The organism is Nocardia heshunensis (genome assembly GCF_054782115.1).
Genome location: NZ_BAAGTC010000005.1, coordinates 562,736 through 578,287, shown reverse-complemented (window position 1 = coordinate 578,287; position 15,552 = coordinate 562,736). Strand labels below are relative to the sequence as shown.

Annotated in this window: 12 protein-coding genes; 7 read left to right on the top strand and 5 right to left on the bottom strand. The window is 68.6% G+C overall.

The genetic code is table 11. The annotated features are described in order from the left end of the window. The first annotated feature begins 23 nt into the window (after positions 1–23). The 5 genes from ACYVN4_RS21480 to ACYVN4_RS21460 all read left to right on the top strand — a co-directional run bounded on the left by ACYVN4_RS21480 (position 24) and on the right by ACYVN4_RS21460 (position 6,932). On the top strand, positions 24–1,481 hold the full coding sequence (locus ACYVN4_RS21480; RefSeq protein WP_460723735.1) for a carotenoid oxygenase family protein: 1,458 nt from the start codon (positions 24–26) through the stop codon (positions 1,479–1,481). Positions 1,482–1,514: 33 nt separating this feature from the next. Beyond that, the gene (locus tag ACYVN4_RS21475; protein ID WP_460723734.1) at positions 1,515–2,687 is read left to right on the top strand and encodes an LLM class flavin-dependent oxidoreductase; all 1,173 of its coding nucleotides are present in this window, start codon (positions 1,515–1,517) and stop codon (positions 2,685–2,687) included. A 77-nt stretch (positions 2,688–2,764) separates the two neighbouring features. Further along, positions 2,765–3,949, top strand: coding sequence for an acetyl-CoA C-acyltransferase (locus tag ACYVN4_RS21470; protein WP_460723733.1), 1,185 nt, complete (start codon positions 2,765–2,767; stop codon positions 3,947–3,949). Positions 3,950–3,964: 15 nt separating this feature from the next. Further along, a complete protein-coding gene (locus ACYVN4_RS21465) occupies positions 3,965–5,689 on the top strand; it encodes a class I adenylate-forming enzyme family protein (protein WP_460723732.1) in 1,725 nt (574 codons plus the stop codon). A 13-nt stretch (positions 5,690–5,702) separates the two neighbouring features. Then, positions 5,703–6,932, top strand: a complete 1,230-nt coding sequence (locus tag ACYVN4_RS21460) for an acetyl-CoA acetyltransferase (protein ID WP_460723731.1) — start codon at positions 5,703–5,705, stop codon at positions 6,930–6,932. 3 nt (positions 6,933–6,935) lie between these two features. Here the strand turns inward: ACYVN4_RS21460 and ilvD are convergent, their stop codons facing one another. Then, the gene (ilvD, locus tag ACYVN4_RS21455) at positions 6,936–8,789 is read right to left on the bottom strand and encodes a dihydroxy-acid dehydratase (RefSeq protein WP_460723730.1); all 1,854 of its coding nucleotides are present in this window, start codon (positions 8,787–8,789) and stop codon (positions 6,936–6,938) included. Between the two features lie 122 nt (positions 8,790–8,911). On the opposite strand from ilvD, the gene ACYVN4_RS21450 reads away from it, so the two are divergent. Then, entirely contained in the window at positions 8,912–9,499 is a 588-nt protein-coding gene (locus ACYVN4_RS21450) for a TetR family transcriptional regulator (RefSeq protein WP_460723729.1), read from the top strand. Between the two features lie 7 nt (positions 9,500–9,506). Here the strand turns inward: ACYVN4_RS21450 and ACYVN4_RS21445 are convergent, their stop codons facing one another. From ACYVN4_RS21445 to ACYVN4_RS21430, 4 genes are all read right to left on the bottom strand, one after another. Continuing rightward, entirely contained in the window at positions 9,507–10,325 is an 819-nt protein-coding gene (locus ACYVN4_RS21445; RefSeq protein ID WP_460723728.1) for an alpha/beta fold hydrolase, read from the bottom strand. Continuing rightward, the gene (locus ACYVN4_RS21440) at positions 10,322–10,804 is read right to left on the bottom strand and encodes an SRPBCC domain-containing protein (protein ID WP_460723727.1); all 483 of its coding nucleotides are present in this window, start codon (positions 10,802–10,804) and stop codon (positions 10,322–10,324) included. The genes ACYVN4_RS21445 and ACYVN4_RS21440 overlap by 4 nt, the downstream gene beginning before the upstream one ends. Next, positions 10,794–11,114: an ArsR/SmtB family transcription factor gene (locus ACYVN4_RS21435; RefSeq protein ID WP_460723726.1), complete on the bottom strand. Its 321-nt coding sequence runs from the start codon at positions 11,112–11,114 to the stop codon at positions 10,794–10,796. Before ACYVN4_RS21435 ends, ACYVN4_RS21440 begins: the two co-directional genes overlap by 11 nt. A 67-nt stretch (positions 11,115–11,181) precedes the next feature. Next, positions 11,182–12,060: an alpha/beta fold hydrolase gene (locus ACYVN4_RS21430; RefSeq protein WP_460723725.1), complete on the bottom strand. Its 879-nt coding sequence runs from the start codon at positions 12,058–12,060 to the stop codon at positions 11,182–11,184. Between the two features lie 137 nt (positions 12,061–12,197). Here ACYVN4_RS21430 and ACYVN4_RS21425 point away from each other — a divergent pair, with 137 nt between their 5' ends. Continuing rightward, positions 12,198–15,551: a BTAD domain-containing putative transcriptional regulator gene (locus ACYVN4_RS21425; protein ID WP_460723724.1), complete on the top strand. Its 3,354-nt coding sequence runs from the start codon at positions 12,198–12,200 to the stop codon at positions 15,549–15,551. Position 15,552: the final 1 nt, after the last annotated feature.

The following is a 15,552-nucleotide window of genomic DNA, read 5'->3' as shown; positions in this document are numbered from 1 at the left end:
GCCCCGGTTGCTGGAGGCTTCTCATGCCGCTCAACGAAGAACTCATCGCGCCCGCCGCGGAGGCGCTCACCAACCCGTACCTGGAAGGTCCCTACGCGGCCACCGCGCAGGAGGTCACCGCCACCAATCTGACTGTGCTGCACGGGGAGCTGCCCGTCGATCTGGACGGCGTCTACGTGCGCAACGGGCCCAATCCGCAGTTCGCGCCGCTGGGCCGCTACCACTGGTTCGACGGCGACGGCATGCTGCACGCGGTGCACTTCGAGGACGGCCGGGCCACCTACCGCAACCGTTTCATTCGCACCGCCGAATTCGACGCCGAGCACGCGGCGGGAACGGCGTTGTGGCGCGGCGTGATCGAGCCGTGGGACGGCAATCCGGCCGGTGATCGGCGCGAACGCAATTCGGCCAATACCGATCTCGTCTACCACCACGGCAATCTGCTGGCCCTGTGGTACCGGGCGGGCAAGCCGTACGCGCTGGATCCGATCAGCCTCGAGACGCGCGGGGTCGACACCTTCAACGGCACCCTGCGTGGGGAGGTTTCGGCGCACGCCAAGGTGGACGAGCGCACCGAGGAACTGCTGTTCTTCGACTACGGCATCCATGCGCCGTACCTGCGCTACGGCGTCGCCGACCCGGACGGCACGGTCAAGCACTACACCGGTCTAGAACTGCCCGGGCCGCGGCTGCCGCACGATATGGCCATCACCGAGAACCATTCGATCCTGATGGATCTGCCGCTCTACAACGATCCGCGCGCGGCCGTCGCCGGACGTTTCAAGATCTTCTTCGATCGCACGCTGCCCAGCCGTTTCGCGGTGCTGCCGCGCTATGGCGAAGGGGCGGAGGCGAAATGGTTCGAGGGCGAATCCGGCTACATCTATCACACGGTCAACTCGTGGGAGGAGGGTGAGGAGATCGTCCTGGTGGTGTGCCGGGTCTCCGAGCCCAGCCCGGTGTCCGACCGCGCACATCCGCTCGCGCAGCTGCTGGCGTATCTGCGGCCGGAGGCGAAGCTGCACCGGTACCGCTTCAATCTGCGCACCGGTGCCACCGTCGAAGAGCCGATGGATGACGTCAATACCGAATTCCCGGCCATCGACCAGGGTTTGACGGGTCACGGCGGCCGGTACTCGTATCAGATGCGGCTGTCGGTGGATCGCACCATGATCTTCGACGCGATCATGAAGTACGACATTCGCACCGGCGCAAAGGAAACCGCGCCCTTCGGAGACGGCATCTTCGGTAGTGAGCTCACCGTTGTCCCGCGGGCGGGCGGCGCCGAGGACGACGCTTGGCTCACCATGTTCGCCCACAACAACCACACCGGCCTGGGTGAAGTCTGGATCTACGACGCCGCCGATATCACCGCGGGCCCGGTGTGCCGCCTCGGCCTGCCCGTCCGCGTCCCGCTGGGCTTCCACGCCACCTGGGTGAGCGGTGAGCGCATGCGTGCGGCTGCGCGCCCGGTTTCCTGATCCCGGTAACGTCCCATGAAATAGGTTGTCCGCGTGACTGTTCCACACTTGAGCGTCAGTCTTCCCTATTGGCAGAATCGGCCACCGCTGGATGCGATCCAGGTGGCGGCGGCCGCCGAGGAACTCGGCTACCACCGACTCTGGGTCGGCGAGATGGCCACCTTCGATGCCTTCGCCCTCGCCACCGCGATCGGGCAATCTGCGGGTCGCATGCCACTGTGTCTGGGCCCCTTGCCGATCGGCGTGCGCAGCCCCGCCACCATCGCCCTGGGTGCGGCGACCGTCGCCGCCCTCACCGGCCGACCGGTCGACGTGGCGCTGGGTACCTCCAGCACCGTGGTGGTCCGCGACTGGCACGGCCGCCGAAGACACCGCACCGCACGGCATCTGGACGAGTCCACCCGCATCGTCCGCGCCCTGCTGGCCGGTGAGAAGGTCGAATACGAGGGCTTGATCGAACGCATCCGCGGCTTCCGACTACGCCTACCCGCCCTCCGCTCGAGCCTGTCCACGACAGTTCTCGGTGACACCGGCGCGGCCGAATTCGGCCTCGCCAGTGTCGGATACACGCACGGCCGGGCGGCGTCCAACGGTGCCGCCTCGCACAACGGGCAAGCAGTTTCCGCTGGTGAGAGTGCCGCTGTCGGAAGGCCGAGTGCCGGTGGCGAAATCGTGGTGGCGGCCTTCGGGAATCGCGCCCTCGAGGTGGCTGCTCGTTGCGCCGATCGCGTCGTGCTCAACCTGGTGACTCCTGCCCAGGTCGCCCGATGCATCACGGCCATCAAGGAATTCGCCGACCGATCGGCCCGCCCCGCACCACCGGTCTCGGTATGGGTGACCGCCGCCTTCGAACCCGACGCCGACATGCTCACCACCGTCCGCCAAGCCGTCGTCGCCTACCTGCGTGCGCCGGGATACGACGCCATGTTCACGGAAGCAGGATTCGGAGACGTGGTGCGCCTCGCCCACAGCGGTGCCCACCCGCGTGACTTGCTCGCCGCCATTCCCGATGAATTGCCGGCAGCCGTAGGCATGTTCGGCGACACGCCGACCCTGACCGCGAGGCTCGAGCAGTACCGCGACGCCGGTGTCGACGAGCTCGTCATCGTCCCCGTCACCACCGCTGACGATCCCGCGGGCCGCCGGACCCTCGAGACGTTGGCCGGAATCCAGGACGCTGCACGGGGACTCGCCGATGACCACTGAGCCTGTCGCGACACTGCCACCCAGACCACTGTTCGAACCGCGATCGTCGCGGCTGCTTCGGATCGGGGGCCGGATCTGTGAGTGAGGCATTCGTTTACGACGCGGTGCGGTTGCCGCGGGGGCGGGTGCGCAAGGGTGGGGGGACATTGGCCGACGTGCCGCCCTATGAGTTGTTCGGGCAGTTGCTGGCGGCGCTCGAGGCGCGGGGGTGCCCGCCCGAGGCCGTCGATGACGTGCTGGTGGGGGTGAGCACTGCGGTCGGGGAGCAGGGCGGGGATGTGGGTCGGGCCGCGCTGCTCTGGGCAGGGTGGCCGGATTCGGTTCCGGGCGCGGTGATTTCGCGACTGTGCTGCTCGGGGCTGGATGCCGTCGAGAGCGGCGGCGCGCGGGTGGCGGCGGGGTTCGCGGATCTGGTCGTCGCCGGGGGCGTGGAGTCGATGTCCAGGGTGCCGATGCTGTCGGATCGGCCCGCCATCGCGACCGACGCCGACCTCGGGGAGCGGACCGGATTCGTCACCATCGGGGTGTCCGCGGATCTGACCGCCGCCGCGCACGGGATCACCCGGGCGGAGCTGGACGCGTACGCGGTGCGCTCGCATCGGAAGGCCAGTGCGGCAGTCGCTTCGGACTCGGTGATCCCGGTCCGCAAGGGCGGGGCCGTGGTGCTGGCCGCCGACGAGGGCGCGCGGGCCGACGCCTGTGTGTCGGCGTTCGCGTCGCTGCCGACGCTGTTCGCGTCCGATCCCTCCTGGGAGCGGGTCGCGCGGCGGCTGCCAGATCTGCCGCGACCAGTGAACGGACTGCACACGATCGCCACCGCACCGCAACTCGCGGACGGTGCTTCGGCGCTGCTGCTGGGTAATCGGCGTGCGGCGGACATCCTCGGTCGCCCGCCGGTGGCGCAGATCGTGGGCACCGCGCAGACGGCGGTGCGGTCGCCACTGCTGACCGCGCCGATGAGCGCGGCGCGGGTAGCCCTGCAACGGGCCGGGATCTCGGCCGCGCGACTGGATGTGGTCGAGGTCAACGAATCCTTCGCGGTCACACCCATGCTGCTCGCCCGCGGTCTCGGCGTGGATGCGGCGCGGGTGAACCCGTCCGGCGGCGCACTGGCCGTCGGCCACCCGCTCGGCGCGACCGGCGGCATCCTCATCGCCCAAGCCCTCGACGAACTGCGCCGCCGCGACGGCGAATACGCCCTGGTCACCATCCCCGCAGCACTCGGACTCGGCTCGGCCATCGTGCTCCGCCGTATCACCTGACCCGAGAGGATCATCATGGTCGAAACATCCTCGACTGCAACCGCTTCCACCGGCCGTACCGTCGACGGCTGCCACCCGGACGAGACGGTGCGCGGGTATCTCGAGCGGGGCTGGTGGCAGGCGGAGACGATTCCCGAGGTGTTCGGGCAGCGGGTCGAAGCGGCTCCGGATGCCGCGGCGATCAGCGATCCGGCCAATCTGGCGGAGTTGACCGGTGCGGTGCCGCGCACGCTGACCTGGCGTGAGCTCGACGAGCAGGTCGGCGATATCGCGGCGGTGCTGCTGGACAAGGGAATTCGGCAGGGCTCGACGGTGGCGGTGCAGCTGCCGAACAGTGTGGCGCTGACCGCCGTGTACCTGGCGCTGTGGCGGCTGGGTGCGGTGGCGACGCCCATGCCGGTGTCGTACCGGCGGCACGAGCTGACCGGCATTATCGCGGCGACAGGTGCGTCGGCCGTCATTACCGTTGGGCGGCTGGGGGATCGGGAGCTCGCGACGGAGGCGCTCGGGGTGGTCGACGATGCACAGACCGTCTTCGCGTTCGGGCCGGACGTTCCGCCGGATGCGGTGCCAATCGGCGAAGCGGTGCCCGCAGATGTCCGTAACTGGTTGAGCGAGTACATCTCCGGGCTCGAAGTCACCGTGAACGACCGCGTCACCATCTGCTGGACGAGTGGCACCGAGGCCGCACCCAAGGGCATTCCCCGCTGTCACGGCGACTGGCTGGCCGTGGCGGGCGGGGTGCAGGACGGGCTGGGAGTGACACCGGATTCGGTGGTGCTCAACCCCTTTCCCATGGTGAACATGGCCGGGTTCGCGGGTTCGTTCCTGCCGTGGCTGCTGGCGGGCGGGCATCTGGTGCAGCATCATCCGCTGGATCTGCCGGTGTTCTTCCGGCAGATCGCCGAGCATCGGGTCACGCACACCAGCATGCCGCCCGCCCTGCTCACCATGCTGTTGCAGAACGAGGCGTTGCGGGCGCAGGCCGACCTGTCGTCACTGCGCACGGTCGGGTCGGGTGGCGCGCCATTGCCGCCGCCGGTCGTGGCGCGCTGGCAGGAAGAGTTGGGGATCTCGGTGCTCAACTTCTTCGGCTCCAACGAGGGCGTGAGCCTGCTGGGCGCGCCCGCCGACATCCCGGATCCGACTGTGCGAGCGCAACATCTGCCGCACTACGGGGCGGCCGGGGTGCACTGGACGACGCGGCTGGCCGCACGGACCGACGTGAAGCTGGTCGATGTCGTCAGCGGGAAGACCGTCACGGAGATCGGCGGGCGCGGCGAACTGCGGCTGCGCGGGCCCGCCGTCTTCGCCGGATACCTACCGGGTACGGCTAGCTCGGAGCCGTTCGACGACGACGGATACCTGTGCAGCGGTGACGTTTTCGAGCTGTGCGGTGACGGCGGCCGGTACCTGCGCTTCGTGGACCGGGTCAAGGAGATCATCATTCGCGGCGGCATGAATATCGCGCCCGCGGAGATCGAAGGCCTGCTCATCGACCATCCGGCGGTCGCGGACGTGGCGGTGATCGGTTACCCGGACGCCGTTCTCGGCGAAAAGTGCTGTGCCGTGGTCGTTCCCGCCGCCGGGGCCACGGTGACCCTGACGGATCTGGTCGCGCACCTGCAAGCCCGCGAGGTCGCGTCCTTCAAACTGCCCGAGCGCCTGGAGCTCGCCGATGTGCTCCCGCGCAATCCGGTCGGCAAACTGCTGCGCCGCGAACTGCGCTCCCGACTCTGACCCTCTCATTCCCTTGGAGCATCCCGTGTCCGTGTACATCCTGGGCGGCAGCCAAACCGATTTCGCCGTCAACTGGCATCGCGCCGGTCTCGAATTCGATGCCCTCTTCCGCGAAGTGTTGGAAGCGACGCTTGCGGCCACTCGGCTGGACGCCGCGGACATCGAGGTCGTGCATGTCGGAAACGCATTCGGTCAATTGTTCACCGGCCAAGGGCATCTCGGTGGCATGCCCGCCACCGTGCATCCCGAGCTGTGGGGTGTTCCGGCCGCCCGTCACGAGGCGGCCTGCGCCTCCGGCAGCATGGCCGCTCTCGCCGCCATGGCCGACCTCGAATCCGGGCGCTACGACTGCGCTCTCGTGCTCGGCGCGGAACTGGAGAAGACCGTGCCCGGTGCGCAGGCCGCCGCCTACATGGGTGCGGCCGCCTGGGCCGGGCACGAGGCGCGGGACACCGACCTGGTCTGGCCCACTCAATTCGCGGCGATTGCTGAGGAATACGACCGCCGCTACGGTCTCGATCCCGCGCATCTGCGTGCGATCGGCGCACTCAATATCGCCAACGCGCGACTGAATCCGCTTGCTCAGACACGTGAGTGGTCCTACACCGAGGACAGCTTCACGACCGATGACACCGCGAACCCGCCGGTCACCGGTGTGCTGCGCCGCCAGGATTGCAGTCAGATGACCGACGGCGCGGCCGCGGTGATTCTCGTCTCGGATCGATTCCTGCAGCAGCACAGCGATATCCGTGCCACCGCGGTCATCTCCGGCTGGGGACACCGCACCGTCGGGCTGTCCCTCGACGAGAAGTTCCGGGTCTCTGCCGCGGAGCCCTACGTCTTCCCGCACGTCCGCACCGCCGTTCTCGACGCCCTCGGCCGTGCGGGCCTGGCCGACGTCCATCAACTCGACGGTGTCGAGGTGCACGACTGCTTCTCCATGTCCGAGTACGTCGCGATCGACCATCTCGGCCTGACCGCGCCCGGCGAGAGCTGGAAGGCCATCGAATCCGGCACGATCGGCCGCGACGGCAGCCTCCCGATCAACCCGGGCGGCGGCCTGCTGGGAATCGGCCACCCGGTCGGCGCGACCGGCGTCCGCATGCTGCTGGACGCCTACAAACAGGTCACCGACCAGGCGGGCGACTACCAACTTCCCGGTGCCCGCCGCTACGGCACCGTCAATATCGGCGGCAGCACCACCACGGTCGCGAGCTTCGTGGTCGAGACCGTGGACGGCTGAGGATCAGTCCGCGAGCTTGGCCGGATCGCGGACCGCGCCCTTGTCGGCCGAGGTCGCCAGCAGCGCATAGGTTTTCAGGGCGAGGGAGACTTGACGGTCGCGATTGCGCGGCCGGTAGCCGCCGTTCGCCTCCAATTCGGCACGGCGGGCGGCCAATTCGTCGTCACCGACATCCATCGTGAGGGTCCGGGACGGGATGTCGATGGTGATGATGTCACCGTCTTCGACCAGGGCCAGCGGGCCACCGGCGGCGGCCTCGGGGGAGATGTGACCGATCGAGCAGCCCGACGAGCCACCCGAGAACCGGCCGTCGGTGATCAGCGCGCACTCGCCCGCCAGGCCGAGACCCTTCAAATACGAGGTGGGGTACAGCATTTCCTGCATGCCCGGTCCGCCGCGCGGGCCCTCGTAGCGGATCACCAGGACGTCACCGGACTTGATGCGCTTGCTGAGAATGGCCTCGACCGCGTCCTCCTGCGACTCCACCACGACGGCCGGGCCGGTGAAAGTGTGCATGTGCGCGGCCACACCGGCGGACTTCACCACCGCGCCGTCCGGGGACAGGTTGCCACGCAACACCGCCAGGCCGCCGTCCCGCGAATACGCGTGGGCGGCATCACGAATGCAGCCCGCCGCCGCGTCCACATCCAGGGTGTGCCAGCGTTCGGACTGGGAGAACGCGGTGGCCGAACGCTGGCCGCCGGGTGCGGCGTGGAACAGTTCGAGCGCGGCGGGGGAGGGCTCGGGGGCGCGGACATCCCATTCGGCCAGCCACGCGTCGAGTGAACTCGCGTGCACCGCATGGACATCGCGATGCAGCAGGCCGGCGCGATTCAGCTCGCCCAGCAGTGCGGGGATACCGCCCGCGCGGTGCACGTCCTCCATCAGGTAGTCGCCGTTGGGCGCGACCTTGCACAGGCACGGCACCTGCAGCGACATCTTCTCGATATCGGTGAGATTGTAGTCCAGCCCGGCCTCCTGAGCGGCGGCCAGCAGGTGCAGCACGGTGTTGGTGGAGCCGCCCATCGCCAGATCGAGGGCCATCGCATTGTCGAAGGCGTTGCGGGAGGCGGTGTTCCGCGGCAGGACCGAGGCGTCGTCCTCGTCGTAGTAGCGGCGGGTGATGTCCATGACGGTCCGGCCCGCCGCCCGGTACAGGTCGGCGCGCGCGGTGTGGGTGGCCAGGGTGGTGCCATTGCCGGGCAGAGCCAGTCCCAGCGCCTCGGTGAGGCAGTTCATCGAATTGGCGGTGAACATGCCCGCGCAGGAACCGCAGGTAGGGCAGGCGTTTTCCTCGATGAGGGCCAGATCCTCGTCGGCGACGGCGGGGTTCACGGCCTCGGCCATGGTGACGATGAGATCGAGACGGCGACGCACGGTGCCGTCGACGAGCACCGCGGTGCCACCCTCCATCGGGCCGCCCGAGACGAACACTGTCGGGATATTGAGGCGCAGGGCGGCCATCAGCATGCCCGGAGTGATCTTGTCGCAGTTGGAGATACACACCAGTGCGTCGGCGCAGTGCGCATTGACCATGTACTCGATCGAATCCGCGATCAGATCCCGCGAGGGCAGCGAATACAGCATGCCGCTGTGTCCCATGGCGATTCCGTCGTCGACGGCGATCGTATTGAACTCGCGGGGGATGCCGCCCGCCTCGCGCACCGCCTCGGACACCATGCGGCCGACCGGCTGTAGATGGGTGTGGCCGGGCACGAACTCGGTGAAGCTGTTCGCGATCGCGATGACCGGCTTGCGGCCGATATCGGCGGACGGAACCCCGCTGGCCCGCATGAGGGCGCGAGCCCCGGCCATATTCCGTCCGTGCGTGACCGTGCGGGAGCGCAACTCGGGCACGATGCCACCTCCTCCTCGTCGCGAGCGGATCCACAACCAAATGGTTGCAACCGTGTGGTTGGAGTTTGCCATAGGCGGGAGTCGATCCGCAACCGTGCGGTTGGAGATGGTTGGATGGACCCATGGCATGGGATACCGAGCGGACCAGAAGGCTGCTACTCGAGGCAGCCGTCCACGAGTTCGCCGAACGTGGCCCCGACGGCGCGCGCGTCAATGCCATCGCCGCTCGCGCGGGCATCAACAAGGAACGCATCTACCAGTACTTCGGCGACAAACGCGGGCTCTTCGAAGCGGTCCTCACCGACCAGCTCGAACAACTGGCGGCGGCCAGCCCATTGACCGCGGACAAGGCCGGAGATCTGGCCGAGTATGCCGGGCATGTCTTCGACTTCCACCACACCCACCCGCAGTTCCTGCGGTTGATGTACTGGGAAGGGCTGCAACCCCAGGACGGCCAACTGCCTGCCGAATCGGCCCGTGCCTCCCATTACGCCGACAAGGTCGCCGCCCTGGCCACCGCTCAACGCGCCGGGACCCTCCCCGACGATGTGGCTCCCGGCTACCTCCTCTACGCGGTCGCCGCCCTGGCCGCCTGGTGGTTCGCGGCTCCCCAAGTCGTGCGCATGATTCTCGGCGCCGACACCGACAACCCCGAGGCCCTCCGCAGCGCATTGGTCGCCCTGGTGCGCCGCCTCGAATTGCGGGAGTAGTGCGTTTTCAGGCCAGGAGGAATTCCCGGGCTGTTTCGGCAATACCCTTGGGGCGCATCATGACCGAGGCATGACTGTCGCCCGCAAGCGAGCGGTAGGTGGTGCCGGGCAGGGACTCGGCGATCGACTTCGCGCCGTCGTGGAAGAAGGGCTGACTCTTACTGCCGACGGCGACCAGCACCGGCGCCTCCACCCCTGACCATCGGTCGACGGGTAGCGGTTTGCCGGTTTGGGTGCCGTCGAGAACGGTCAGGTCGTAGGGGATGGTGTGTGCGATCGCGGCCATCTTGGACCAGCCGGGCATGAACAGCCGCATCATCGTCACCGCGACCGACGGCATGCCCATGCCCTTGGTAAAGAACAGCTTCACCGCGTCATTGCGGCGACCCGCCGAAACCAGTTGCGCGGCTTCGTCGGCGAGCCCCTCGGGCATCGCGGGCCGGCTGCCGTCGATGATGAACGGCGGCTCGTAGAGCAAGACGCCACCTACGCGCGCGCCGAGTTCGGCGGCCGCGTCGAGCGCGAGCACCGCGCCCGAGGAGCTGCCGAACAAGAAGGCGCACCCGCCGGAAACGTCGACCAGCGCCGCGATGTCCTCGATTTCCCGGTCCTTCGCATACGGCGGGGTGTCGCCGCTCTGCCCGCGACCGCGGCGGTCGTAGTTGAGGACCGTGAAGTTCCGCGCCAGCAATGCGGCCAGCTTGGCGGTGCCCGAATGATCGGCCAAGGCCGCGGACACCACGATGATCGCCGGTCCGGTCCCGGACTGCTCGTAGGCGATGGCGGTGCTGTCCTTCGAAATCACGGTCGCCATTTCGGTGCTCATGTCGCCGATCCTTTCGCAGTGGAGGTGGTCAACCAGTCGTCGAATCGATCGAGCGTCATGCTGAAACCTGCTGCCATACCGAGCTTTTCCATCGCTTCGCGCTCCTCGACGGTGTCGAACCGGGTGCGTACGACCAGATCCGTGTGTTCTCCGCGATCGTGCAGTTCCAGGGTGACCGTGCGCCGACTGTCGCCGACAATATTTGCGTCGGGGTCGGAGAAGGTTTCGAGATAGGTGAGCTGCGAGGGCTTCTCGATAGTCTCGTAGACCGCTCGACCCCAGACTTCTTCCGTCGCATCATGATCGGGCCGCATGCAGTAGTGCCACACCCCGCCGGGGTGAACGTCCATGCGATAGACCGTGGTGGTCCAGCCTTTCGGCCCCCACCACCGGGCGATGTGCTCGGGACTGGTCAACCCGTCCCACACCAGATCCCGTGGCGCGTGCAGCAGACGGGCAATCGTGATTTCAGCGTCCATGATCATCCTTCATGACCTGCAGGTAGCTATCGAATTCATCGAGCCGTTCCTCCCAGACCTGCCGGACGGTCTGCAGCCACGCATCGAGCTCCCGGAACGGCTCGGCCCGCAGTGCATAAACCCGCCGCTGCGCAATCGGCTGCATCTTCACCAGCCCCGCTTCACGCAACGACTGCAAATGCTTCGACACCAACTGCTGCTTGAGCTCGAGCCGCTCCACAATCTCGTTCACCGACCGCGGCCCATCCCGCAACAGCTCGACAATATGCCTGCGATTGGGCTCCGCCAGCGCCCGCAAGGTCGCTTCCACACCCGAACCCTACCTCCGGGTTGTACAACCAGCAAGTGGTATACGGGCCTGGTTCGCCGCCGCGTGACTAGCGGCGCACGAGTTCCCTGATCGCCCGGATGATTTCGGTGGGAGATTCCTCGGCCATGAAGTGGCCGCAGGTGACGGTCTCGTGCTTCAGGTCGGGGGCCCAGGCTCGCCAGAGTGCTTCGGCGTCGAAGCCGAGGGCCGAACCCCAGTCCTGTTGGAGGACGGTTGTCGGCATGCGGAGGGTGGTGCCTGCCGCGCGGTCGGCGCGGTCGTGTTCGACGTCGATGTTCGCGGACGCTCGGTAGTCGGCCACGATCGAGGGGACGGCGTGGCGGCTGGCCGTGAGGTACGCGTCGCGGATCTCGGCGGGAATGGCGTCGGGGTTCTTGGTCCAGCCATCGAGGAAGTAGCCGAAGAAGGCGTCGGGGCTGGCGCCGATGAGCTGCTCGGGTAGACCGACCGGTTGGGCCATCAGGTACAGGTGGAAGCCGATCGCGCCCGTCAGGCCGTGCATGACCTCCCACATGTCCAGGGTGGGCAGCACATCCAGCGACGCCAGGTGGGTGACGTGCTCGGGATGGTCGAGGGCGGTGCGAATGGCGACCAGCGCACCCCGGTCATGCCCGGCCAGGGCGAAGGACTCATGCCCGAAAGCCTTTGCCAGCGTGACGATGTCGTTGCCCATGGTGCGCTTCGAATACGTCTCGCCGTCGGTGTCGACCGGCTTGTCACTGTCGCCGTAGCCGCGCAGATCCGGGCAGATGACGGTGTGATCGGCGGCCAGATCCGCTGCCACATGTCGCCACATGAGATGGGTCTGTGGGAAGCCGTGCAGCAGCACGATCGGGCTGCCGGAACCGGCCACCGCCGCGTTGAGGGTGACGCCGTCGGCGACGGTGACGCGCTGGTAGTCGAATCCGGGGATGCGCGGGTTCATGAGTGTTCCTCTCCAGGTAGTGCCGGGTACCGGACGAGGATGCGCGGCACCGCTCAGTGATCGGTCAGCATCGACTGAGCACTCACTCGGTGCGGGCGGGCCGGCCGTATCCGCCGCAGCCGATAGAGTCGGCCGACGTGGTGACCTTCCAGGTCCTCGGCCCGCTGCGGGCCGAGGACGAGCGCGTACCGCTGGCCCTCAAGGGCCCGCGGCATCGCGCCCTGCTGGCTCGGCTGCTCATCGCCCACGGCCGCGTGGTCCCGCTCACCCAGCTCATCGACGACCTCTGGGAGCAGCCGCCCCGCGACCCGCACGGCACCATCCAGACCTTCGTCTCCGACATCCGCCGCATTCTCGAACCCGACCGCCGCCCACGCCAACCCGCCCGCGTCCTCGTCACCGCCGCACCCGGATATGCCCTGCACGTGGACACCGACCAGGTCGATGCGGACCGCTTCGAATCCCTGGTTCGCGCCGCGGTCGTGCCCGCACCCCCGGCGGCCGCTCGGCCCGTTTCGGCCGTCGCCATGTCGGGGCGGGAGGTGGCCCTGGATGTCGCAGTAACCGTGCCGGATCTGGAAGCCGCGCTGTCGAATCTGGATCTCGGCCTGGCACTCTGGAGCGGTCCGGCCTACGCCGAGTTCTCCCACGACCATTGGGCCCGCGCCGAAATCACCCGCCTCGACGAATTGCATTCCCTCGCCATCGAACAGCGAGCCCTCATCCTCACCACCCTGTCCCGCCACACCGAAGCGGTCGCCGCCCTGGAGTCCCATCTCCACACGCATCCCCTCCGCGAACCCGCCTGGCACACCCTCGCCCTGGCCCTCTACCGCGCCGGTCGCCAAGCCGACGCCCTGGCCGCCCTTCGCGCCATCCGCCGCAACCTGCGTTCCGAACTGGGCGTCGACCCCGGCCTCGACCTCCGCCACCTCGAATCCGACATTCTGGCCCAGTCGCCGCAGCTGGCGGTCGCGCCGCCGCGAACCGGCCCGGGCACGGAAACTCCTCCGGCAGTGGTGTATTCGCCCCGGCAGCCCGTCCACGCTGGCGTCGCCGCCGGATCGTCAGCCGGGGGCCAGCCTGCCGGAAACCCTTTCGTCGGGCGTCTCGACGAGCTGGCGCGGATGCGCGCGGCCGCCGAACGCGTCGCGGAGACCGGGAGTGCCGTGCCGGTACTGGTCTCCGGAATCGAAGGTGCCGGGAAAAGCGCTCTTGCCGAGGCTCTTTCGGTGGAGCTGGCCCAGCAGGGGTGGAAGGTCGCCTGGGGCCCCAGCCCGGCGGAGCGAGGTGCGCCGCCGAACTGGCCGTGGACGCGGATCTCGGCGGCGCTGTCGGCGGTGCATGCGGATCGGCCGGCCCTCGATGGTGTGGGGAGTCTCAGCTCGGATCCCGCTGTGGCGCGGTTTCATTCGCAGCGGGCGGCGGTGGAGTTTCTGGGATCGGTCGCGCGGGGTGGGCCGGTACTCGTGGTGTTCGACGACCTGCACTGGGCGGGGGAGGAGACACTCGAATTGCTGACCGCTCTGGCGATGACGCCGGTGGCGGGGCCGGTCTTGCTGGTCGGTACCTACCGCGGCACCGACGTGGAGGCCGGGTTGGCCGCGGCGCTGGCTCGGCTGGCGCGGGTAGAGCCGGTGCGTGTGCAGTTGGGTGGCCTGGGAGTGGAGGAGACGGGGGAGTTGGTACGCGCGGTCGCAGGAGCCGGAATCGGGGCCGCGGCGGTCGGGCGGATTCATGGTCGGGGGCAGGGGAATCCGTTCTATACGCGGGAGTTGGCGCGGCTGTGGCGGGATGAGGGGGAGCCGGGGCTGGATGCGGTGCCGGTGGGTGTGCGGGATGTGGTGCGGCACCGGCTGGAGCGGCTCTCGGAGGCGGAGCGGCGGGTGCTGCGGCAGGCCGCGGTGATCGGATCCGAGGTCGACTTCGAGCTGCTGGTCGAGCTGTCCGGGGACGGTGAGCTCGCCGACGCGGCGGTGGCGGCGGCCCTGCGCGCCGGGTTTCTGAGCGAATCAGGTTCGACCGGAGTGGCTTTCGCGCACGCACTGGTTCGCGATGTCGTCTACCGGGACATTCCCGCCCCGCGCCGATCCGGCTGGCATGCGCAGGCAGGCACGCTACTGGAGGCGGCCGGGACCGCCGACGCCGCCACGCTGGCACACCATTTCGTCCGCGCCGCCACCACTGCCACCGCCGGCCGTGCCGGAAAATACTCCCGTGCGGCGGCATCGGCTGCCGAGCGGGTGTTCGCACCGCACGAGGCCGCGCGGCTATGGGGCGATGCCGTGACCGCCTACGAGCGTGCAGGTGACGTGCGCTCCGCTCTCGAAGCGACCATGGGTTTGGTGCGTGCCCTGGCACTGACCGGCCGCCTCCCCGAAGCCGGAATCCGCCGCGCAGAAGCGATTCGGGCCGCCGAGCGGCTCGGCGACCCCGCACTGACCGCCCGCCTGATCGTGGCCTTCGATGTCCCCGCCCTCTGGACCGACACCGACGACCCGGCCTTGGCGCGCCTGGTCGTCACCGCCGCCGAACGTGCCCTTCATGCCTTGCCGCTCACCGGCTCCGCCCCGCATGCGCTCTCGGATGCCACCCCGCAGACCCTTACCACCGGCGACGCTGCCGACCTGGAGATGCGGTGCCGCCTACTCATCACCATCGCGTTGGAACTGCGCGCCACCGATACCCTCCGTGGGCGCGCGGCGGCCGAGGAGGCCGAAAGCCTTGCGGCCCAGCTGAATCGCCCGGCCCTGCTCGCCCTGGCTCTCAATGCCCGCTTCATGCAGACCTTCCACCGGACGGGCTTGGCACCCGAACGTGCCGCCGTGGGAACCCGGCTGATCGAGTTGTCACAGGCTCATGATCTGGTCACCTTCGAGGTCCTGGGCCACCTCATCCGCATCCAAGCACTCAGTGCCGCAGCGGAGTTCGATGCAGCCGACCATCATGTACGCGTCGTCGACGCTCTCGCCGACCGTTATGGCCTGCCCCTGGTCCCCTTCTTCACCACCTGGTACGCGGCCCTACGCACCTCCGTGACCGCGCCCCTGGAACAGGCCGAGGCCGCCTACCGCTCCGCCTCCGCCGCCCACCCCGGCACCGCCATGCCCGGCCTCCACCACGGCCTGCTGCCCATGGCTCTACTGTGCCTGCGCCTGCGCCACGGCAAACCGCTTGCCGCCCAACCGGATACCGACTGGGGACCACACGAACCCTGGATCCGCCCGCTACTGCACCTGGACAGCGGCGACGTCGACGCCGCCCGCGCTGCCCTGCTCGCCCTCTCGGACCCGCCTCCGGACCTGCTGCTGGAATTGCGTCTGGCGCTGCTGGCGCACGCCGCCCTCGCTCTCACCGAGCATGCCGTCATGCGCCGAGTGCGTGATCAATTATCCTCCGCCGCAGGCGAACTAGCGGGTGCCGGTACAGGTCTGCTCGCCCTCGCCCCCGTCGATCACTACCTGGACCGCCTCAACGCCGCCCTCGGCTGAG

Excerpts from the sequence above, each read along its gene's own strand:
- ACYVN4_RS21480 (WP_460723735.1), top strand. The coding sequence starts at position 24 with ATGCCGCTCAACGAAGAACTCATCGCGCCCGCCGCGGAGGCGCTCACC.
- ACYVN4_RS21465 (WP_460723732.1), top strand. The coding sequence starts at position 3,965 with ATGGTCGAAACATCCTCGACTGCAACCGCTTCCACCGGCCGTACCGTC.
- ACYVN4_RS21450 (WP_460723729.1), top strand. The coding sequence starts at position 8,912 with ATGGCATGGGATACCGAGCGGACCAGAAGGCTGCTACTCGAGGCAGCC.
- ACYVN4_RS21445 (WP_460723728.1), bottom strand. The coding sequence starts at position 10,325 with ATGAGCACCGAAATGGCGACCGTGATTTCGAAGGACAGCACCGCCATC.
- ACYVN4_RS21440 (WP_460723727.1), bottom strand. The coding sequence starts at position 10,804 with ATGGACGCTGAAATCACGATTGCCCGTCTGCTGCACGCGCCACGGGAT.
- ACYVN4_RS21430 (WP_460723725.1), bottom strand. The coding sequence starts at position 12,060 with ATGAACCCGCGCATCCCCGGATTCGACTACCAGCGCGTCACCGTCGCC.